Below are 20,511 nucleotides of genomic sequence, written 5' to 3'. Positions count from 1 at the left end.
TGGGTCAGGGCTCCTCTCCACATGTCTCGTGCCGGTGTTCTCAACGGCACCGGCCGTTGTCGAGCCTACCCCCGTGGGAACGCGCAATTTTTCGAGTCATTCCAGACTGCCGGGACTGTGTCCGGTCCGCCTCCCGACCCGCGATTCCGCATGGTGAGACCTGGGGGTTCCGCTGGTCGACATCTGAATACGGAGCCGCTCATCCGACTGCTCAACCGAAGTGTGTTCGGCTCGCCGCGAGGCCCCTGTCAACACGACCCCACCCCCTTGAAAGGCTGACTCTGGGCAACGTCTACAGTGGCGTGGTACGCGCGAGCCGTCACGGGGAGTTCACCACCTGGGGGCTCGCTGGGAGTCTCTGTCAGGGGTGTGCGTGACGGCCGTCGAATCCCGTCCACCGGGAGTGCTGGGCGCGAGCAACACGAACAGCAGCCGGGGTCAGCGGCCGATCGGGGCCCGCGTCAAGGCGTTCGTGGCGCTGACGAAGCCGCGGATCATCGAACTGCTGCTGATCACCACCGTTCCGGTGATGTTCCTCGCCGAGCAGGGTGTCCCGGACCTCTGGCTGGTGCTCGCCACGTGCATCGGCGGCTACCTCTCCGCGGGCGGCGCCAACGCGCTCAACATGTACATCGACCGCGACATCGACGCGCTCATGGAGCGCACCTCGCAGCGTCCGCTGGTCACCGGCCTGGTCACCCCGCGTGAGGGCCTGGTCTTCGGTATCACCCTCGCGGTCGTCTCCACCGCCTGGTTCGGTGTCCTCGTCAACTGGCTGTCCGCCTGGCTGTCGCTCGGGGCGCTCCTCTTCTACGTCGTCGTCTACACGATGATCCTCAAGCGGCGTACGTCCCAGAACATCGTCTGGGGCGGCATCGCCGGCTGCATGCCGGTCCTCATCGGCTGGTCCGCGGTGACGAACTCGATGTCATGGGCCGCGGTCATCCTCTTCCTCGTCATCTTCTTCTGGACGCCGCCGCACTACTGGCCCCTCTCCATGAAGGTGAAGGACGACTACGCCCGCGTCGGCGTCCCGATGCTCCCGGTGGTCGCCTCCAACAAGGTCGTCGCGCGGCAGATCGTCCTCTACAGCTGGGTGATGGTCGCGGTCTCGCTGATGCTGACCCCCCTCGGTTACACGGGCTGGTTCTACACCGCGGTCGCCCTGGTGACCGGCGGCTGGTGGCTCTGGGAGGCCCACGCCCTCCAGAACCGCGCGAAGAGCGGCGCGACCGGCGGCAAGCTCAAGGAAATGCGCCTGTTCCACTGGTCGATCACGTACGTGTCGCTGCTGTTCGTGGCGGTGGCGGTGGACCCCTTCCTCCGCTGAGGCCCGTAGGGGGCGCGGGGCTGTATCGATGTGCGGCGCCGCCGCGTGGGCGCGAGCAGCCACGACGCACCCGCACGCGCCCCTTTACATCGACGCACAACGGCGAGTGGCCAACCCCACTCACCCCGCACGTCGCCGCCGCGAATACCCATCGGTAGCATCCTGACCATGGCAGACACCAAGCAGGCAGACGAGGCCAAGGCAACCAAGGCCGCCGCGAAGGCCGAGCGCCGAGCGACCCGGCTGGCCAAGCAGATCGGCGGCTTCGCCAAGGCCCACGGAGGCGCCGAGGCCCAGGTCGCCTACATCGGCGAGCAGGGCGCCCGTATCGTCCTGGTCGGCGAGGACGGCGGCTGGGGCGACCTCGTCGCCCCCACCTACGCCATCGCCGAACAGGCCGTACAGAAGGCCGGCGTCACCGTTCACGAGGACTTCGACGGTGAGTTCGCCGCCAAGGTGAAGACCGGCCCGTACGAGTGGTCGCGGATGGCCGGAATCCAGATCGGCGGCCCCAGCAACACCTGAGCCCGGCTCACCCGTTAGGACCTGTGGGAGTTCACAGGTCCAGCCTCGGGGAGCCCGGATGATCGAAACGCCGTCCCTCGTGGACCAGTACTGCCACGGCGTCCTACGCACGGAGCTGGGCCTCGGCACCTTCGAGGCCCACCTCGCCCGCAGCGAGGGCCCGCCGGCCCCGGGCACCACCTTCTTCGACACCCAGACGGGATTCGCCGTACGCCGCTGGTGCCCGCCCCTGCTGGGCCTGGAACCACACTGCCCACCGGCCCACTATCTCGCCCGGCGCCGTGAACTGGGCGTACTGGAGGCCGGCCGCAGACTCCTGCGGGGCAGCGGCATCACGACCTACCTCGTCGACACGGGGCTGCCGGGGGACCTCACCGGACCGGGCGAGATGGCCTCGACGGGAGACGCGGACGCCCACGAGATCGTCCGCCTCGAACTCCTCGCCGAACAGGTCGCCGACACCTCCGGCACCGTCGAGTCGTTCCTGGCCAATCTCGCCGAGTCGGTGCACGCGGCCGCCGCGAACGCCGTCGCCTTCGCGTCGGTGGCGGGCGTACGGCACGGCCTGGCATTCGCGCCCGAACCACCCGGGCCGGGGGAGGTGCGGGGCGCGGTCGGGCGCTGGCTCGCGCACCGGCCGGTCGGCGGGGCGCTCTGCGACCCGGTGCTCCTGCGCCACCTGCTGTGGATCGCCGTCGCCTCGGGCCGCCCCCTCCAACTCCACGCGGGCCTCGGCGAACCCGGTCCGCGCATCGACGCCACCGACCCCGCCCTGCTCACCGACTTCGCCCGCGCCACGGCGGGCCTCGGCACCGACCTGGTCCTGCTGCACGGCTACCCCTACCACCGCCACGCGGCCCACCTCGCCGGTGTCTTCCCGCATGTCTACGCCGACCTGGGCGCCGAACTCGTCCGCACCGGCGCCCGGGCCACCGCCGTACTCGCCGAGGTCCTCGAACTGGCCCCGTTCGGCAAGCTCCTCTTCTCCAGCGGCGCCCACGGCCTGCCCGAGCTGCATGTGGTCGGGGCCCGGCTGTTCCGCGAGGCGCTGGCGCGGGTGCTGGGGACCTGGGTGGCGGAGGGCGCCTGGTCGCCGACGGACGCGCAGCGCGTGGCGGGACTGATCGCGGCGGGGAACGCGCGGCGGGTGTACGGGCTGGAGTGAGCTGTGAAGACTGGGCGCATGACACGCAGCGACGCGACCGCCGGCTTACCCGGCTCCGCCACCGACACCGAGGCCCTGCTCGGCCGCTTCCTCGACGAACTCCGGGAACTCGCCCCGCTCGCCGTCTGGGCCCACGGCTCCCTCGGCGGCGGCGACTACCAGGAGGGCCGCAGCGACCTGGACCTGATCGCCGTCCTGAACGGTCCGGTCACCGCCCGGACCGCCTGGCGGGCGGCGCGGCTGCACGCCCGCCTGCGCCACGATCCGCTCGCCGCCCAGCTGCACTGCACCTACCTGACCCCCGGCACGGCGGACGACGCCGAGCGCAAGCACCTCACCTGGGCCCACCGGCAGCTGTTCCGGCGGACGGTCACCCCGGTCACCCGGCGCGAGCTGCACACCTTCGGCCTGCTCCTGCACGGCGAACCGCCCACGGCGCTGCTGCCGCCGGTCTCCGACATCGAGCTGGACGCCTTCGTCGTCCGCGACCAGAAGGAGTTCTGGCGGCCGGCGGTCGACCGGGCCCGCCTCTGGGACCAGGACGTCTGGGTCGACCTCGGACTGCTCACGTTCGCCCGCGCCACCGCCACCCTGCGCGACGGCCGCCTGATCTCCAAGCGCGACGCCCTGGACCTGCTGCCCGCCCTGGGAGCGCCCGCCGAGGTGGTCGGGGACATCAGGCGCCGCCGGTACGGGCAGCGGGCCGAGGAGGTGCCGCACCGGGGCGAGCTGACCCGGGTGTTCCTCGGCCCGGCGATCGACGACCTCGTACGGACGTACGGCTGACTCAGCCGCGCGTGGCGACCGGTGTCCCCGCAGCCGCCGGAGCGGGCACGTCCACCTCGTCGGCCGGCCGTTCCCGCAGGGACAGCAGGACCCGGAGGGTGGCGATCCACACCAGGCAGGAGCCGAACATATGGGCGCCGACCAGGGCCTCGGGCAGGTCGGTGAAGTACTGCACGTAACCGATGGCGCCCTGGGCGAGGAGGACCAGGAACAGGTCGCGGGTGCGGTTCAGCGGTCCGCGCGGGGCGTCGACCGCCTTCAGGACGAACCACAGGGCGAAGGCCAGGGTCACCACGATCCAGGCCAGGACCGCGTGCAGCTTGGTGACGTTCTCCCAGTTCAGCGGGATGCGCTCGACCTTGCTGGAGTCACCGGCGTGCGGGCCGGCGCCGGTGACGACCGTGCCGACCGCGATCAGCAGCAGCGTGACGCCCACCAGGACCCACACCAACTGCCGCACGGCCTTGCCGACCAGCGGACGGGGCGCGGTGTCGCTCTCGCCGGTGCGGTGCCACATCACGGCGGCGACGGCGATGAGCGCGGTGGAGAGCATGAAGTGCGCGGCCACCGTGTACGGGTTGAGACCGACCAGCACGACGATGCCGCCCAGCACCGCGTTGCTCATCACGACCCAGAACTGCGTCCAGCCCAGCCGGGTGAGGCTACGGCGGTACGGCTTCTGCGAGCGCGCCGCGATGATCGCCCAGCCGACCGCCGCGCACAGCACGTACGTCAGCAGGCGGTTGCCGAACTCGATGTAGCCGTGGACGCCCATCTCACGGGTGGCGGTGAGGGAGTCGTCGGTGCACTTGGGCCAGGTCGGGCAGCCGAGGCCCGACCCGGTGAGCCGGACGGCACCGCCGGTCACCACGATGACCACCGCCATCACGAGGGCGGCGAGGGCCGCGCGCCGGACCGTTCTGGGGTCCGGGGTCCAGCGTTCGGCGATGAAGGCGAGCGGGTTGCGCGCAGCGGAGACGAGGTCGTCGCGGGTCACTTTCGGCACGCGCACCATGGTAGGCCGCCGCTTGTGCACACATTCACGAGGGGTCGGCCGTCCTGTCACCACCCTCGTGACCTGCGGCTACTCCCAGCGGAAGAAGCGGGCCGCCGCGCCCAGCCCGAGCACCGCCCACCCGGCGAGGATCCCGAGGTCGCCCCACGGCATCCCGGCCCCGTGCTGGAGGACGTCCCGCAGCCCGTCCGACAGCGCCGAGATCGGCAGCAGCCCGAGCACGCTCTGCGCCGCGTCCGGGAACCTGTCCAACGGGATGACGACGCCGCCGCCCACGAGCAGCAGCAGGAACACCAGGTTCGCCGCCGCCAGCGTCGCCTCCGCCTTCAGGGTGCCCGCCATCAGCAGACCGAGGCCCGAGAAGGCGGCCGTGCCGAGGATGAGCAGGAGCAGCACGGCGAAGGGGTTGCCGTGCGGGTTCCAGCCCATCGCGAAGGCGATCACCGTGAGCAGGACGACCTGGAGGATCTCCGTGACCAGCACGGACAGCGTCTTCGCGGCCATCAGCCCCCAGCGGGGGAGCGGCGAGACGGCGAGCCGCTTCAGTACGCCGTAGCGGCGCTCGAAGCCGGTGGCGATGGCCTGGCCGGTGAACGCCGTCGACATCACGGCGAGCGCGAGGATGCCGGGCGCCAGGAAGTCGACCGCCTTCCCCCCGCCCGTGTCGACGATGTCCACCGAGCCGAACAGCACCAGCAGCAGCGTCGGGATGACGACCGTCAGGAGCAACTGCTCGCCGTTGCGCAGCAGCATCTTCGTCTCCAGGGCCGCCTGCGCCGCGATCATGCGGGAGAGCGGGGCGGCGCCCGGCTTCGGCGTGTAGGCGCCCGAGCTGGTACTCGCGCTCATGAACGCAGCTCCTTGCCGGTCAGTTCGAGGAACACGTCTTCGAGGGTGTGCCGTTCCACCGAGATGCGGTCCGGCATCACCCCGTGCTGGGCGCACCAGGAGGTGACGGTCGCGAGGAGCTGCGGGTTGACCTTGCCGGTCACCCGGTACACACCGGGCGTCAGTTCGACGGCGGCGGAGTCCGCCGGGAGTGCCTTCAGCAGGGAGCCGACGTCGAGGGCCGGGCGGCCGGTGAAGCGCAGGGTGTTCTCGGCGCCGCCCCGGCACAGCTCCTCGGGCGTGCCGTGGGCGATGACCCGGCCGGCGTCGATGATCGCGACGTCGTCCGCGAGCTGCTCGGCCTCGTCCATGTAGTGCGTGGTGAGGATGACCGAGACGCCGTCCGCGCGCAGGTCCCGGACCAGCTCCCAGGTGGCCCGGCGGGCCTGCGGGTCGAGGCCGGCGGTCGGCTCGTCGAGGAAGACCAGCTCGGGGCGGCCGACCACGGCCATCGCGAGGGCGAGCCGCTGCTGCTGGCCGCCGGACAGCCGCCGGTACGTCGTACGGCCGCAACTGCCGAGGCCCAGGCGCTCCATGAGGGCGTCCACGTCGAGGGGGTGGGCGTGCAGCCTGGCCACGTGGCGCAGCATCTCGTCGGCGCGGGCGCCGGAGTAGACACCGCCGGACTGGAGCATCACGCCTATCCGGGGGCGCAGCGCGGCGGCCTCGCGGACCGGGTCGAGCCCGAGGACGGACACCGAGCCGGAATCCGGCCTCCGGTAACCCTCGCAGGTCTCGATCGTGGTCGTCTTGCCCGCCCCGTTGGGGCCGAGCACGGCGGTGACGCCCGCTCCGGCCGCCAGGTCGAGGCCGTCCACCGCGGTCTTGTCGCCGTACCGTTTCACCAGGGACCGGACCTGGACCACGGGGTCACTTCGCATGGGCCCGAGTCTAGGTACGCGGCCGGGTGCCGAGGCCAGGGGGTCCGGAGATCTCCTCCTCCCGGGGCCGGTGCAACGGGAGCCAGCGCTCGGCGTACGCCACCGCGTCGGCCACCGGGAACAGGCGTACGTCCGCCGCGCCCACCCTGGCCCGGAGGATGTGGTGGTCGCGCTCGAAGTCGTACCCCAGCTCGTCGAACCGGTCCGAGTCGATCGACACCTCGGTCACCACCTCCCAGCCGTCCGGACCGGGCCGGCCGACCTCGACCAGCGGTGCGGGGATCCGGTATTCCGCCAGATGGAAGCTGGTGCACGACTCGTAGCCCGCGCCGAGCAGGAGCACCCGGGCGCCCGCCTTCTCCAGCCGGGCCAGGGGGCTGCGCTCGCCGAGGCGGCAGTCGAGGGCGTGGTCCGCGAGGATCGCCGCCGCGCCCGGGCCGATCGCGGCGAAGGACGTCTGGGGATGCGCGCTGCGCAGGGCGCCCGGCCAGGTCCGCACCGTCTCGGGGATCACGCCGATCCCCCGTGTGGGCGTGGTCCGCGGGTCGTACGCGGGCATGGTCGCGCGGATCAGCTCCCACCACTCCTCGGGCACCGGCGGGTACGCCCACAGGGCCGGGTCCGAGAGCTGGCCGGTCTGGCTGGGGACGACGAGGGTGCCGTCCGGACCGAGTACGTCGAGCAGCGCCTCGACGACCGTGACGGTGCCTCCGCAGACCCAGCCGAGCGCGCTGAGCGAGGAGTGCACAAGGAGGGTCTCGCCAGGCTCGACCCCGGCGGCGCGCAGGTCCGCCACCAAGCCGGCGCGGGTGACAAGAGGGCCGGTGGGAGGGGTTGTCGACATGGTGTGGCAGTCTTCCGGAGCGGCTCTCGCGGCGCCACCCGTTTGATCGATCAGTGATCGTTCCCGCAGGTCATCTTAGGTATGCCTAAGTGATGCACGGCACCGCCCGCCCGTCCGGACGCGGCTTGCCCCTCTCTGAGGAATTACGCAACAATGGCGTTGTGAAAAACGTTGGCGAGGCTCCGCAGGAGGAACTCGCGACCGGGGAGCGGTCGACACGCAACCGGGTCGCGCGGTCCATCCTGTCCCATGGCCCGTCCACCGTGGCCGACCTCGCCGGGCGCCTCGGGCTGACCCAGGCGGCCGTCCGCCGGCACCTCGACGCACTGGTCGCCGACGACGTCGTACAACCGCGTGAGCAGCGCGTCTACGGCGCGCGAACGCGCGGGCGCCCGGCCAAGGTGTTCACCCTGACGGACTGCGGACGGGACACCTTCGACCAGTCGTACGACAAGCTCGCCGCCGACGCGCTCCGCTGGATCGCGGACCAGGAGGGCGGGGAGCAGGCGGTCGCCGCCTTCGCCCGGGCCCGGGTCGCCGCCCAGGCCGGCGCCTACCGCAAGGCCGTCGAGGCGGCGGACCCCGAAAACAGGACTCAAGCCCTGGCCAAGGCCTTGAGCGCCGACGGGTACGCTGCTACGGCACGCAGTGCCCCCCACCCCCACCAGGGCGAACAGCTCTGCCAGCACCACTGCCCGGTGGCCCATGTCGCCGAGCAGTTCCCGCAGCTCTGCGAGGCCGAGACCGAGCTCTTCGGCGAACTGCTCGGTACGCACGTCCAGCGGCTGGCCACCATCGCCCACGGCGACGGCGTCTGCACGACGTTCATCCCCAGAGTTTCAAAGACAGCCAACGACACCGCATCTGCACGTACCGCCGGGAGGAACCCCGCATGACGCTCCCCATCGAGGAGACTGCCCACCCCGAGCTCGAGGGTCTGGGCAACTACGAATACGGCTGGGCCGACTCCGACGTGGCCGGTGCATCTGCCAAGCGCGGTATCAACGAGGACGTCGTCCGCGACATCTCCGCCAAGAAGAACGAGCCGGAGTGGATGACCAAGCTCCGTCTCAAGGGCCTGCGCCTGTTCGAGAAGAAGCCCATGCCGAACTGGGGCTCGGACCTGTCGGGCATCGACTTCGACAACATCAAGTACTTCGTGCGCTCCACGGAGAAGCAGGCGGAGTCCTGGGAGGACCTGCCCGAGGACATCAAGAACACGTACGACAAGCTCGGCATCCCCGAGGCGGAGAAGCAGCGCCTCGTCGCGGGCGTCGCGGCCCAGTACGAGTCCGAGGTCGTCTACCACCAGATCCGCGAGGACCTGGAGGAGCAGGGCGTCATCTTCCTGGACACCGACACGGCCCTCAAGGAGCACCCGGAGCTCTTCAAGGAGTACTTCGGGACCGTCATCCCGGTCGGCGACAACAAGTTCGCGTCGCTGAACACGGCCGTGTGGTCCGGCGGTTCCTTCATCTACGTGCCGAAGGGCGTGCACGTGGAGATCCCGCTCCAGGCCTACTTCCGTATCAACACGGAGAACATGGGCCAGTTCGAGCGGACGCTGATCATCGTCGACGAGGACGCCTACGTCCACTACGTCGAGGGCTGTACGGCTCCGATCTACAAGTCGGACTCCCTGCACTCCGCGGTCGTCGAGATCATCGTGAAGAAGGGCGCCCGCTGCCGCTACACGACCATCCAGAACTGGTCGAACAACGTCTACAACCTGGTCACCAAGCGCGCCGTCGCCTACGAGGGCGCGACCATGGAGTGGATCGACGGCAACATCGGCTCCAAGGTCACCATGAAGTACCCGGCCGTCTACCTGATGGGCGAGCACGCCAAGGGCGAGACCCTCTCCATCGCCTTCGCGGGCGAGGGGCAGCACCAGGACGCCGGCTCCAAGATGGTCCACATGGCGCCGAACACCTCCTCCAACATCGTCTCCAAGTCGGTGGCGCGCGGTGGCGGCCGTACCTCCTACCGTGGTCTCGTCGAGATCGGCGAGGGCGCCCACGGCTCCAAGTCGAACGTGCTGTGCGACGCGCTGCTCGTCGACACCATCTCCCGCTCCGACACGTACCCCTACGTGGACGTCCGCGAGGACGACGTGTCCATGGGCCACGAGGCGACCGTCTCCAAGGTCTCCGACGACCAGCTCTTCTACCTGATGAGCCGCGGCCTGAGCGAGTTCGAGGCGATGGCGATGATCGTGCGCGGCTTCGTCGAGCCGATCGCGAAGGAGCTGCCGATGGAGTACGCGCTGGAGCTCAACCGGCTGATCGAGCTGCAGATGGAAGGCGCGGTCGGTTAACCCCCGCCCCTTTCGGATACAGCTAGCGAAATCTGACGTAGGAAGAGAGCAGACCGACAGCCATGGCTGAGGCTCAGAACATCCCGGTGGGCTCGACCACCGCCGGCCAGATCGCGGTGGCCGCAGAGTCGACCGTCGCCACGCGCATGAGCGCGCCCCCGTCCTTCGACGTGGCGGACTTCCCCGTGCCGCACGGCCGCGAGGAGGAGTGGCGGTTCACCCCGCTGGAGCGGCTGCGCGGGCTGCACGACGGCACCGCCGTCGCCACCGGCGACGGCCTGAAGGTCGACATCGTGGCGCCCGAGGGCGTCACGATCGAGACCGTCGGCCGTGACGACGCGCGCCTCGGCAGGGCCGGCGCCCCCGTGGACCGCGTCGCCGCCCAGGCCTACTCGGCGTTCGAGAAGGCCGGTGTGATCACCGTCCCCAAGGAGACGGTCCTCACCGAGCCGATCCGGATCGCCGTGCACGGCGAGGGCGCCACCGCCTTCGCCCACCAGGTCGTCGAGCTGGGCGCCTTCGCCGAGGCCGTCGTCGTCATCGACCACACCGGTGACGCCGTCCTCGCCGCGAACGTCGACTACATCCTGGGCGACGGCGCCAGGCTGACCGTCGTCTCCGTCCAGGACTGGGACGACAAGGCCGTGCACGTGGCCCAGCACAACGCCCTCATCGGCCGGGACGCCTCCTTCAAGTCCGTCGTGGTCACCTTCGGCGGCGACGTCGTACGCATCCACCCGCGCGTCTCCTACGCCGGCACCGGCGGCGAGGCCGAGCTGTTCGGGCTGTACTTCACGGACGCCGGCCAGCACCAGGAGCACCGCCTCCTGGTCGACCACAACGTCCCGCACTGCAAGTCGAACGTCGTCTACAAGGGCGCGCTCCAGGGCGAGGCGGCGCACGCCGTGTGGATCGGCGACGTGCTGATCGAGGCCAAGGCCGAGGGCACCGACACCTACGAGCTGAACCGGAACCTGGTCCTCACGGACGGCGCCCGGGTCGACTCGGTGCCGAACCTGGAGATCGAGACCGGTGAGATCGTCGGCGCCGGCCACGCCTCGGCGACCGGCCGCTTCGACGACGAGCAGCTCTTCTACCTGATGGCCCGAGGCATCCCGGCCGACGAGGCCCGTCGCCTGGTGGTCCGCGGCTTCTTCGCCGAGCTGGTCCAGCAGATCGGTGTCGACGACATCCAGGAACGCCTTCTCGTGAAGATCGACGAGGAGCTGGAGACTGTGTCTGGATCGGGCCGATGACCCCGTTCGTACGCGCCTGTGGGCTGAGCGAGCTGGAGGAGGACACCCCGAAGCGGGTGGAACTCGACGGCACGCCGGTCTCGGTCGTACAGACCGAGGGCGAGGTGTTCGCCATCCACGACATCTGCTCCCACGCGAACGTCTCGCTCTCCGAGGGCGAGGTGGAGGACTGTCAGATCGAGTGCTGGCTGCACGGCTCCAGCTTCGACCTCCGCACCGGCAAGCCGTCCGGCCTTCCCGCGACGCGCCCCGTCCCCGTATACCCCGTAAAGATCGAAGGGGACGACGTGCTCGTCTCCCTCACCCAGGAGTCCTGAGGCACCCATGGCAACGCTTGAAATCCGAGACCTGCACGTCACCGTCGAGGCCGACAACGCCACGAAGGAGATCCTCAAGGGCGTCGACCTCACCGTGAAGCAGGGCGAGACGCACGCCATCATGGGCCCGAACGGCTCCGGCAAGTCGACCCTCGCCTACTCGCTCGCGGGTCACCCGAAGTACACGATCACCGGCGGCACCGTGCTGCTCGACGGCGAGGACGTCCTGGAGATGTCCGTCGACGAGCGCGCCCGCGCGGGCCTGTTCCTGGCGATGCAGTACCCGGTCGAGGTCCCCGGCGTCTCGGTCTCCAACTTCCTGCGGACCTCCGCCACCGCCATCCGCGGCGAGGCCCCCAAGCTCCGCACCTGGGTGAAGGAGGTCAAGGAGGCCATGCAGCGCCTCAACATGGACCCCGCCTTCGCCGAGCGCAACGTCAACGAGGGCTTCTCCGGTGGTGAGAAGAAGCGCCACGAGATCCTCCAGCTCGAACTGCTCCGGCCGAAGGTCGCGATCCTCGACGAGACGGACTCCGGTCTGGACGTCGACGCGCTGCGCATCGTGTCGGAGGGCGTGAACCGCGTCCGCGAGACCGGCGAGGTCGGCACCCTGCTGATCACCCACTACACGCGCATCCTGCGCTACATCAAGCCCGACTTCGTCCACGTCTTCTCCGGCGGCCGTATCGTCGAGTCCGGCGGCGCCGAGCTCGCCGACAAGCTGGAGAACGAGGGCTACGAGGTATACACGAAGGGTGGCGCATCCGCGTGACACAGCTGCCGGGCCTCCTCGACACCGAGGCGATCCGCAAGGACTTCCCCATCCTGGACCGTCAGGTCCACGACGGCCGGAAGCTCGTGTACCTGGACAACGCGGCGACGTCGCAGAAGCCGCGCCAGGTACTGGACGCCCTGAGTGAGTACTACGAGCGCTACAACGCCAACGTCCACCGCGGTGTGCATGTGCTCGCCGAGGAGGCCACGGCGCTGTACGAAGGCGCGCGGGACAAGGTCGCGTCGTTCATCAACGCGCCCAGCCGCGACGAGGTGATCTTCACCAAGAACGCCTCCGAGTCGCTGAACCTCGTGGCGAACATGCTCGGCTGGGCCGACGACCCCTACCGGGTGGACGCCGAGACCGAGATCGTCATCACGGAGATGGAGCACCACTCCAACATCGTGCCGTGGCAGCTGCTCTCGCAGCGCACGGGCGCGAAGCTGAAGTGGTTCGGGCTGACCGACGACGGCCGCCTCGACCTCTCCAACATCGACGAGATCATCACGGAGAAGACGAAGATCGTCTCCTTCGTGCTGGTGTCCAACATCCTCGGCACGGTCAACCCCGTCGAGGCGATAGTGCGCCGGGCACAGGAGGTCGGCGCCCTGGTCTGCATCGACGCGTCGCAGGCCGCGCCGCACATGCCGCTGGACGTCCAGGCCCTCCAGGCCGACTTCGTGGCCTTCACCGGCCACAAGATGTGCGGTCCGACGGGCATCGGCGTGCTCTGGGGCCGCCAGGAGCTCCTGGAGGACCTGCCCCCGTTCCTGGGCGGCGGCGAGATGATCGAGACGGTGTCGATGCACTCGTCGACGTACGCTCCCGCCCCGCACAAGTTCGAGGCGGGCACCCCGCCGATCGCGCAGGCGGTCGGCCTGGGGGCGGCGATCGACTACCTGAACTCGATCGGCATGGACAAGATCCTCGCCCACGAGCACGCGATCACCGAATACGCGGTGAAGCGGCTGACGGAGGTCCCGGACCTCAGGATCATCGGTCCCGCCACGGCCGAGGACCGGGGCGCGGCGATCTCCTTCACCCTCGGCGACATCCACCCGCACGACGTGGGCCAGGTCCTCGACGAGCAGGGCATCGCGGTCCGGGTCGGCCACCACTGCGCCCGCCCCGTCTGCCTGCGGTACGGAATTCCCGCGACCACCCGAGCGTCGTTCTATCTGTACTCCACGCCGGCCGAGATCGACGCCCTGGTCGAAGGCCTGGAGCACGTACGGAACTTCTTCGGCTGATGGGACGAGCGATCGCATGAAGCTGGACTCGATGTACCAGGAAGTCATCCTGGACCACTACAAGAACCCGCACGGGCGGGGCTTGCGGGATGGCGACGCCGAGGTGCACCACGTGAACCCGACGTGCGGCGACGAGATCACGCTGCGAGTGAAGTACGACGGCACGACCATTGAGGACGTGTCGTACGAGGGCCAGGGCTGCTCGATCAGCCAGGCCTCGGCCTCCGTGCTGAACGACCTCCTGGTCGGCAAGGACCTGGCGGACGCGCAGAAGATCCAGGAGACCTTCCTGGAGCTGATGCAGTCCAAGGGGAAGGTCGAACCGGACGACGCGATGGAGGAGGTGCTGGAGGACGCGGTGGCGTTCGCCGGTGTCTCCAAGTACCCCGCCCGGGTCAAGTGCGCCCTCCTCAGCTGGATGGCGTGGAAGGACGCGACGGCCCAGGCGCTGGGCGCCGACGCCGACGTCGAAAGGAAGACGGCATGAGCGAGACCCTGGAGATGAAGCCGGCCTCCGAGGAGGAGGTCCGCGAGGCCCTGTACGACGTCGTCGACCCCGAGCTGGGCATCGACGTCGTCAACCTCGGCCTCATCTACGGCATTCACATCGACGACGCGAACATCGCGACGATCGACATGACCCTGACCTCCGCGGCCTGTCCGCTGACGGACGTCATCGAGGACCAGGCCAAGTCCGCCACGGACGGCCTCGTCAACGAGCTCCGCATCAACTGGGTCTGGATGCCCCCGTGGGGCCCCGACAAGATCACCGACGACGGCCGTGAGCAGCTGAGGGCGCTCGGGTTCAACGTCTGAGATCCCTGACATGCGTGTGGCCCCCGGCGATTCGCCGGGGGCCACACGCGCGTGCGGGTGTCACGCCGTTCGGTCGAGACCGTTCAGTCGAGACCCTTCACGATACGGAAGAAGAAGTCCTGCCGGCCGGTCGTGTTGTAGCCGTACGGATCCAGGACCAGCTCGAAGTTCCGGTGGCGCAGGTAGCGGTCGGGATAGTTCACCGCCTGGAGCATCACGGCGTCCGAGTACGGGGACGTCACCGGGCAGAAGGTGGCGTCCTGCTTGAAGAGCGCCGAGCCGTCGTCGCCGCCGACGCGGAGCCGGAAGTTCTGGTGCCGGACGTAGCGGCCGTCCGACATCCGGAAGGAGTAGCAGGACGACTTGGCGAGGCCGGAGACGACCTTGAAGGAGGAGTCCTCCCTGGTCTCGCTTCCGCTGCGGGAGCTCACCTGGTCCAGCCCGATCACACCGCTGCGCAGATGCCAGTAGCGGTCCGGGTAGTTGACGGCCTGTACCGACTTGCGCGCGGTGGAGGTGGACGGCTTCTTCGTGGGCGAGGTCGACTTCGAGGGTGCGGTCGTCGGTTTGGCGCCGCCCTGCTGGCTCTCCGAGGAGTCGGAGTCCTCCTTGTCGTCGGAGGTGGAGCCCTTGCCCTTGCCCCCGTCGTTCTTCGCGTCGTCCTCGGAGCCCTGCGGCTCCGACAGGCCGCTCTTGCCGTCCGGCGCCGAGGTCGCGGGCGGCGACGCGGGCGGGAGGGAGACAAAGGGGACCCGGTCGTCGTCGGCGGCGGTCGTGCGGCCGTTCTTCTGTGACGAGTCGTCAGGTCCAGTGCCCTGCAGGGTGATCGCGGTTACGCAGGAGGAGACCACGGCGAGAGCGAGGGCGCCGGCCAGCCAGAGGCGGCGCGTGCCCGGTATTCGGGCGTCGTTCGGGGCGACACCCGTCTCCCACACCTTCGCGGATCTGAGCACCGGAAGGCTGGGCGGGGTCTGGTCCGGATCAGGTCCGGGCTTGTTCGGCGGCATGCGCGGTTCCCTCGGCGTCGCCCAAGGCGGACGCAATTCGTCATGCGGATCGGGGAGGGTGGTACGTGTCACCGGTGTGTGAAAACCCTGGCGGTCGTCACGCATCCGGGAGATTGACCGTTGAAACAGTAGTGGACCAAGTGGTGTCCGGGGAGCCCTTTCCGAGAGCGCTTCCATAACAGAACGGCCCCGAAACAAGGGCCTCTTGACCATCGATGATGCTCAATTCCGCCCATAAGTACGCCCGTACGCGCGATGTGTACAGGTGTACGCATGATGTGTACGATCGTACACATGGGATATCTGTTGCTCGCCGGTGCCATAGCCGCCGAAGTGGCCGCCACCACCGCCATGAAGTACAGCGAGGGCTTCAGCAAGTTGTGGCCGTCGCTGGTCACCGGCGTGGGGTACCTCGTCTCCTTCGTCCTGCTCGCCCAGGCGCTGAAGTCGATGTCGATCGGCACGGCGTACGCGATCTGGTCCGGGGCGGGCACCGCGACCGTCGCCGCGCTCGGCCTGGTGCTCTTCGGGGAGGGGCTGAGCTTCGCCAAGGTCGCCGGGATCGTGCTGATCATCGCGGGAGTCGTGGTGCTGAACCTGGGAGGCGCCCACTGATGGCCCGGCGCTACGATCCCGAGCGGCGGCAGCGGATCATCGACGCGGCGATCCGGGTGGTGGGGGACAGGGGCATCGCCGGGCTGAGCCACCGGACCGTGGCCGCCGAGGCGGACGTACCGCTCGGCTCGACGACGTACCACTTCAAGACACTCGACGACCTGATGGTCGCCGCGCTGCGGCAGGCCAACGAGCGCTTCGCCAAGACGGTCGCCGCGCGCGACGCCCTGCGGGACCCCGGCACCGACCTCGCCACCGAGCTGGCCGCGCTGGGCGGCGAGTGGTTCGCCGGCGACCGTACGGGACTGGAGGTGGAGTACGAGCTCTACCTCGCCGCCCTGCGCCGGCCCGCCCTGCGCCCCGTCGCCGACGAGTGGGGCCGGGGCTTCGCCGACTGGCTCACCCGCCGCACCGACCCGGTGACCGCGCGGGCGCTGGTCGCCCTGATCGACGGCATCTGTCTGCAGGTACTGCTGACCGGGGCGCCGTACGACGAGGAGTACGCGCGGGAGGTGCTGGCGCGGGTCGTTCCCCGAGGGACCCGGCGGCGCGAGTCGTGAACCTTCTGCCGTCCATCGGGGAACGCGAGTCGTGAACCTTCTGCCGTCCATCGGGGAACAGGCGGTGACAGGAACACGGTGAAGCAGAGGGTGAGCTTGTGACGAGCAGGGGGAGAACCCGGTGAGCGGACCACCGCCACAGGCGCGGGCCGACGACGACGCCGAGATCGTCGCCCAGTCGCTGGAAGAGCCAGAGCTGTTCGCGCGGCTCTACGACCGCTACGCGCCGGACATCCACCGGTACGTGGCCCGGCGACTCGGCGACGGCATGGCCGACGACCTCACCGCGGACACCTTCCTCACGGCGTTCCGCATCCGCGGCCGTTACGACCGGGCCCACACCAACGCCCGCCCCTGGCTGTACGGCATCGCGGGCAACCTCATCGGCAGGCACCGCCGTTCGGAGGTCCGGGCGCTCAGGGCGCTGGCCCGCACCGGACACGATCCGGTCGCCGCCTCCTGGAGCGAGACCTGGGTCGAGCGGACCGACAGCCGGGTGGCGGCGCAGGGGCCGCTCGCCGGGGCGTTGGCGGCGCTGTCTGCGGGGGACCGGCATGTGCTGCTGCTCGTCGCCTGGGCCGACCTCGGCTACCAGGAGGTCGCCCAGGCCCTGGACATCCCCGTGGGAACGGTCCGCTCGCGGCTCAACCGCGCGCGGCGCAAGGTGCGTACGGCGCTGGGAGCCGATCCGGCGTTCGTCGGTGACGCGGCGGAGGTGGTCTGACGTGGACGAGTTGACCGAGGTACGCGAGTTGCGTTCCGGGGCGCCGACCCCCGACCGCGCCCGCGTCGCGCCGGGCCGCGCCCGGCTGCTGGACGCGGCGCGGACCGGCGAGCGGCGGCACCGGATGTGGGCGCGGCCGGGGTTCGTGATCGCCGGGGTCGTGGCGACCGTGACCGCGGTGGCGGTGACCGCGTCGCTGTTGTCGGGCCGCGACGACGCCCACGAGCTGACGACACCGGCGGCGCTGACGAACGCGGACCTGAAGAGGATGAGCGCGCGTGAGCTGTTGGAGCGGGCGGCGGAGGCGCTGGAGCGGCAGCCGAAGGTTCCCGAGCCGGGGCCCAGGCAGTGGATCTACACCAGGACGACGGACGAGGGAGCCGCGGCGGAACTGGACGAGAAGACGTTGGAGGAATACGGAGACTGGTCCCTCTACTTCGAGGACTGGACCCGCTTCGACGGCGCCGAGCGCGCGTTCCAGCAGCGCGACCCCTACGGAAAGCCGATCAAGGTGCACGTCAACGACGCCGAGTACGAGGAGGGCGCGGCTCGCACCCCCATCGAGATGTACCGCGCACTGTCCACCCTGCCGACCGACGGCCCGGGAGCCTTGAAGGCCCTCCGGGAGGAGAACGCCCTCATCGACCAGAAGGGCGCCACGCGGACGGAGAACGACTACATCGAGATCGCCCATCTGCTCGGTGCCGAGGTCAAGCCGCCCAAGGGACTGGCGGGCCTGTACCGCGCGCTGGCCACCCTGCCGGACCTCTCCGTGGTCGACCACATGGTCGAGGACGCCTCCGGGCGGAAGCTCGTCGCGCTGAACACGGGCAGGCGCGGCGGTACGCGGTGGCTGATCGACCCGGAGACGTACCAGGTACTCGGCACACAGCAGGTCAAGGACGGCAGGACGACCGGCGGCGGCGTGGTCGTCGACACCGCCGTCGTCGACGAGCCCGGTGAGCGTGGCTGACCCGGGCCCTTGAGCACCGGCGGCCCGCTCCACGGGGGTGGGCGGGCCGCTCGGCGCCGTATGTCCGCCACGTGCCCGGCCGCTGAGACGCCCCCGCCGCCGGTTGGCCCGCACAGCCCCCGGACAGTTAGGTTGCCCTCATGACCGACACGACTGCTCCTCGTACCACCGGCGCCGTGGCCGCCGGCCTCGCCACGATCGCCGCCGACGGCACCGTTCTCGACACCTGGTTCCCCGCGCCCGAGCTCTCCGCCGAGCCGGGCCCCTCCGGCACCGAGCGGCTGACCGCCGAGCGGGCCGCGGAGCTGCTGGGCGGCGGCGCGACCGCCGCGACGGGTCAGGACGCGCGCCGGGGCGTCGAGGTCGTCGCGGTCCGCACGGTCATCTCCTCCCTCGACGACAAGCCGGTCGACACGCACGACGCCTACCTGCGCCTCCACCTGCTCTCCCACCGCCTGGTCAAGCCGCACGGCCAGAGCCTGGACGGCATCTTCGGCCTCCTGGCCAACGTCGCCTGGACCTCGCTCGGCCCTGTCGCCGTCGACGACCTGGAGAAGGTGCGGCTCAACGCCCGCGCCGAGGGCCTGCACCTCCAGGTCACCTCCGTCGACAAGTTCCCGCGCATGACGGACTACGTGGCCCCCAAGGGCGTCCGCATCGCCGACGCCGACCGCGTCCGCCTCGGCGCGCACCTCGCCGAGGGCACCACGGTCATGCACGAGGGCTTCGTCAACTTCAACGCGGGCACCCTCGGCACGTCGATGGTCGAGGGCCGTATCTCCGCCGGTGTCGTCGTCGGCGACGGCTCGGACATCGGCGGCGGCGCCTCCACCATGGGCACGCTCTCCGGCGGCGGCAACGTCATCATCTCCATCGGCGAGCGCTGCCTGATCGGCGCCGAGGCGGGCGTCGGCATCGCCCTGGGCGACGAGTGCGTCGTCGAGGCCGGCCTCTACGTCACCGCGGGCACCCGCGTCACCATGCCCGACGGGCAGGTCGTCAAGGCCCGCGAGCTCTCCGGCGCCTCGAACATCCTCTTCCGCCGCAACTCGGTCACCGGCACGGTCGAGGCCCGCCCGAACAACGCGGTCTGGGGCGGCCTGAACGAGATCCTGCACAGCCACAACTGATCACCGGCGGCCGTGACCTGCGGCTGCCTAATCGATCAACATCCTGACCTGTTGCTGAGCTGTCGGCAGTTGTCGACCTTGGTCATGGATGAGCGCCCTTCCACGGCCCGAGGACGGCCCGGGAGGGCGCTCGTGCGTGGGGGACGTGGAATTGATCGAGCCGCACCTGCTGCCGGGAGTGTTCGGATCGATCCCTGACCTGCAGCTACTCAACGCGGTGATGTGGCGGTTTCCCGTGTTTACGTGGTCTGTGCATCTACCGGAACCTCCGGAGCGGCCCATATGATCACGCCATGGCGATGACGGGCTTGGACGACCGGATGACGACGGCGGAAAACTACCATCGCTTCGCCGAGCGCGAGGCGGCGGGACGATCCCCCGCCTACGAGGCGCTGGCCCTCGCGGTGGCGTCCGACCCGGAGGTGCTGGGTTTCCTGGGCACCCTGCCCGCCGACAAGCGCCAGCCGAACCTGCTGTTCGCCGCGGCCCGCCACATGCTGTGCATGGTGCCCGACGCGGACGCGCTGCGGGAGCTGGCCACCACGCGGGCCGGGGAGCTGCGGGCGATGGTCCTGTCGCGGCGCACCCAGACCAACGAACCGGGCCGCTGTGCAACGCTTCTGCCCGCGCTGGCCGCGGTCGATGGGCCGCTTGCCCTGATCGAGGTCGGCGCGAGCGCCGGACTGTGCCTGCACGTCGACCGGTACTCCTACGACTACGGCCACACGCACCTGACCGGCCGTGACCCACAGGCGCCGACACTCCGGTGCCGGGCGGAGGGACCGCACCCGGAACTGCGGATGCCCGAGGTGGCATGGGCGGCCGGCATCGACCTCAACCCGCTCGATCCGTCGGATCCCGGGGACCGGTCCTGGCTCGAGTGTCTGGTGTGGCCGGGGCAGACGGCCCGTCGCGAACGCCTCGTTTCCGCATTGGCAACCGCGCAGCGCCATCCTGTGCCTGTGCACGAGGGCGACCTGCTCGAAGCGCTGCCGGCCCTCGTCGAGCAGGCGCCCCGGGACACGCGCGTTGTGGTCTTCCACTCGGCGGTGCTGGCATACGTCGGGCCGCGGCTCCGCGCCGAATTTGCCGGGTTGGCCCGCGAGCTTGACGTCGTATGGATCGCGAACGAGGCGCCGGGCGTGGTCGCCGACGTCACGCCGCCCCGGTTCGAGACCTCGCCGTTCGTCCTCACCGTCGACGGCGCACCTGCCGCCTTCACCCACCCGCACGGCGACTGGATCCGCTGGATGTAGCACGCGCAGTCGGCATCGCGCATCCCCGCCTCCCGGCACCCGCCTCCCGGCACCCGCCTCCCGGCACCCGCCTCCCGGCAC

The 20,511-nt window shown here is 70.2% G+C and carries 23 protein-coding genes; 18 read left to right on the top strand and 5 right to left on the bottom strand.

Going from position 1 to position 20,511, the window contains the following annotated elements:
• Positions 1-373: 373 nt before the first annotated feature.
• The 4 genes from OG272_RS11560 to OG272_RS11545 all read left to right on the top strand — a co-directional run bounded on the left by OG272_RS11560 (position 374) and on the right by OG272_RS11545 (position 3,806).
• Complete coding sequence (locus OG272_RS11560; RefSeq protein WP_327730282.1) at positions 374-1,330, top strand: heme o synthase; 957 nt, start codon at positions 374-376, stop codon at positions 1,328-1,330.
• A gap of 168 nt (positions 1,331-1,498) precedes the next feature.
• The gene (locus OG272_RS11555) at positions 1,499-1,855 is read left to right on the top strand and encodes a hypothetical protein (RefSeq protein ID WP_326583634.1); all 357 of its coding nucleotides are present in this window, start codon (positions 1,499-1,501) and stop codon (positions 1,853-1,855) included.
• 58 nt (positions 1,856-1,913) lie between these two features.
• Positions 1,914-3,020, top strand: a complete 1,107-nt coding sequence (locus OG272_RS11550; RefSeq protein WP_326583635.1) for an amidohydrolase family protein — start codon at positions 1,914-1,916, stop codon at positions 3,018-3,020.
• A gap of 18 nt (positions 3,021-3,038) precedes the next feature.
• Positions 3,039-3,806 carry a nucleotidyltransferase domain-containing protein gene (locus OG272_RS11545; RefSeq protein ID WP_328222743.1) on the top strand — a complete coding sequence of 256 codons (768 nt, stop codon included), beginning with the start codon at positions 3,039-3,041 and terminating at the stop codon, positions 3,804-3,806.
• A 1-nt stretch (position 3,807) separates the two neighbouring features.
• Here the strand turns inward: OG272_RS11545 and OG272_RS11540 are convergent, their stop codons facing one another.
• The 4 genes from OG272_RS11540 to OG272_RS11525 all read right to left on the bottom strand — a co-directional run bounded on the left by OG272_RS11540 (position 3,808) and on the right by OG272_RS11525 (position 7,434).
• Positions 3,808-4,821 (bottom strand): COX15/CtaA family protein, encoded by a 1,014-nt coding sequence (locus OG272_RS11540; protein WP_326583637.1) that lies wholly within the window; start codon positions 4,819-4,821, stop codon positions 3,808-3,810.
• 69 nt (positions 4,822-4,890) lie between these two features.
• The gene (locus tag OG272_RS11535; RefSeq protein WP_327730284.1) at positions 4,891-5,670 is read right to left on the bottom strand and encodes an ABC transporter permease; all 780 of its coding nucleotides are present in this window, start codon (positions 5,668-5,670) and stop codon (positions 4,891-4,893) included.
• Positions 5,667-6,590 carry an ABC transporter ATP-binding protein gene (locus OG272_RS11530; protein WP_326583639.1) on the bottom strand — a complete coding sequence of 308 codons (924 nt, stop codon included), beginning with the start codon at positions 6,588-6,590 and terminating at the stop codon, positions 5,667-5,669. The genes OG272_RS11535 and OG272_RS11530 overlap by 4 nt, the downstream gene beginning before the upstream one ends.
• 10 nt (positions 6,591-6,600) lie before the next feature.
• Positions 6,601-7,434 carry an AAC(3) family N-acetyltransferase gene (locus tag OG272_RS11525; RefSeq protein ID WP_326583640.1) on the bottom strand — a complete coding sequence of 278 codons (834 nt, stop codon included), beginning with the start codon at positions 7,432-7,434 and terminating at the stop codon, positions 6,601-6,603.
• Between the two features lie 161 nt (positions 7,435-7,595).
• On the opposite strand from OG272_RS11525, the gene OG272_RS11520 reads away from it, so the two are divergent.
• The 8 genes from OG272_RS11520 to OG272_RS11485 all read left to right on the top strand — a co-directional run bounded on the left by OG272_RS11520 (position 7,596) and on the right by OG272_RS11485 (position 14,165).
• Positions 7,596-8,330 (top strand): ArsR family transcriptional regulator, encoded by a 735-nt coding sequence (locus OG272_RS11520; protein WP_326583641.1) that lies wholly within the window; start codon positions 7,596-7,598, stop codon positions 8,328-8,330.
• Positions 8,327-9,751 carry a Fe-S cluster assembly protein SufB gene (gene sufB / locus OG272_RS11515; RefSeq protein WP_326583642.1) on the top strand — a complete coding sequence of 475 codons (1,425 nt, stop codon included), beginning with the start codon at positions 8,327-8,329 and terminating at the stop codon, positions 9,749-9,751. The genes OG272_RS11520 and sufB overlap by 4 nt, the downstream gene beginning before the upstream one ends.
• 62 nt (positions 9,752-9,813) lie before the next feature.
• Positions 9,814-11,007 carry a Fe-S cluster assembly protein SufD gene (gene sufD, locus OG272_RS11510; protein ID WP_327730286.1) on the top strand — a complete coding sequence of 398 codons (1,194 nt, stop codon included), beginning with the start codon at positions 9,814-9,816 and terminating at the stop codon, positions 11,005-11,007.
• Complete coding sequence (locus OG272_RS11505) at positions 11,004-11,324, top strand: non-heme iron oxygenase ferredoxin subunit (protein WP_326583644.1); 321 nt, start codon at positions 11,004-11,006, stop codon at positions 11,322-11,324. Before sufD ends, OG272_RS11505 begins: the two co-directional genes overlap by 4 nt.
• Positions 11,325-11,331: 7 nt before the next feature.
• On the top strand, positions 11,332-12,096 hold the full coding sequence (gene sufC / locus OG272_RS11500) for a Fe-S cluster assembly ATPase SufC (RefSeq protein WP_326583645.1): 765 nt from the start codon (positions 11,332-11,334) through the stop codon (positions 12,094-12,096).
• Positions 12,093-13,349: a cysteine desulfurase gene (locus tag OG272_RS11495; protein WP_326583646.1), complete on the top strand. Its 1,257-nt coding sequence runs from the start codon at positions 12,093-12,095 to the stop codon at positions 13,347-13,349. The genes sufC and OG272_RS11495 overlap by 4 nt, the downstream gene beginning before the upstream one ends.
• Positions 13,350-13,365: 16 nt before the next feature.
• On the top strand, positions 13,366-13,836 hold the full coding sequence (sufU, locus tag OG272_RS11490; RefSeq protein WP_326583647.1) for a Fe-S cluster assembly sulfur transfer protein SufU: 471 nt from the start codon (positions 13,366-13,368) through the stop codon (positions 13,834-13,836).
• Positions 13,833-14,165: a metal-sulfur cluster assembly factor gene (locus OG272_RS11485; protein ID WP_020130530.1), complete on the top strand. Its 333-nt coding sequence runs from the start codon at positions 13,833-13,835 to the stop codon at positions 14,163-14,165. The genes sufU and OG272_RS11485 overlap by 4 nt, the downstream gene beginning before the upstream one ends.
• Positions 14,166-14,248: 83 nt before the next feature.
• On the opposite strand, the gene OG272_RS11480 is transcribed toward OG272_RS11485, so the two are convergent.
• Positions 14,249-15,172: an AbfB domain-containing protein gene (locus OG272_RS11480; protein WP_326583648.1), complete on the bottom strand. Its 924-nt coding sequence runs from the start codon at positions 15,170-15,172 to the stop codon at positions 14,249-14,251.
• 294 nt (positions 15,173-15,466) lie between these two features.
• On the opposite strand from OG272_RS11480, the gene OG272_RS11475 reads away from it, so the two are divergent.
• From OG272_RS11475 to OG272_RS11450, 6 genes are all read left to right on the top strand, one after another.
• A complete protein-coding gene (locus OG272_RS11475) occupies positions 15,467-15,787 on the top strand; it encodes a multidrug efflux SMR transporter (RefSeq protein ID WP_326583649.1) in 321 nt (106 codons plus the stop codon).
• Positions 15,787-16,347 carry a TetR family transcriptional regulator gene (locus tag OG272_RS11470; protein WP_327730288.1) on the top strand — a complete coding sequence of 187 codons (561 nt, stop codon included), beginning with the start codon at positions 15,787-15,789 and terminating at the stop codon, positions 16,345-16,347. The genes OG272_RS11475 and OG272_RS11470 overlap by 1 nt, the downstream gene beginning before the upstream one ends.
• A 121-nt stretch (positions 16,348-16,468) precedes the next feature.
• Positions 16,469-17,071 (top strand): sigma-70 family RNA polymerase sigma factor, encoded by a 603-nt coding sequence (locus tag OG272_RS11465; RefSeq protein WP_327730289.1) that lies wholly within the window; start codon positions 16,469-16,471, stop codon positions 17,069-17,071.
• Between the two features lies 1 nt (position 17,072).
• Positions 17,073-18,044 (top strand): CU044_5270 family protein, encoded by a 972-nt coding sequence (locus OG272_RS11460; protein ID WP_326583652.1) that lies wholly within the window; start codon positions 17,073-17,075, stop codon positions 18,042-18,044.
• Positions 18,045-18,184: 140 nt separating this feature from the next.
• Positions 18,185-19,174 (top strand): 2,3,4,5-tetrahydropyridine-2,6-dicarboxylate N-succinyltransferase, encoded by a 990-nt coding sequence (gene dapD, locus OG272_RS11455; RefSeq protein ID WP_328222738.1) that lies wholly within the window; start codon positions 18,185-18,187, stop codon positions 19,172-19,174.
• A 293-nt stretch (positions 19,175-19,467) separates the two neighbouring features.
• Complete coding sequence (locus OG272_RS11450; RefSeq protein ID WP_327730292.1) at positions 19,468-20,430, top strand: DUF2332 domain-containing protein; 963 nt, start codon at positions 19,468-19,470, stop codon at positions 20,428-20,430.
• The last annotated feature ends 81 nt before the right edge of the window (positions 20,431-20,511 follow it).

Origin of the sequence: Streptomyces sp. NBC_00104, assembly GCF_045160825.1 — a bacterium.
Lineage (GTDB): Bacteria > Actinomycetota > Actinomycetes > Streptomycetales > Streptomycetaceae > Streptomyces.
The sequence above is the reverse complement of the archived record's forward strand: the minus strand, read 5'-3'. Positions and strand labels throughout refer to the sequence as shown.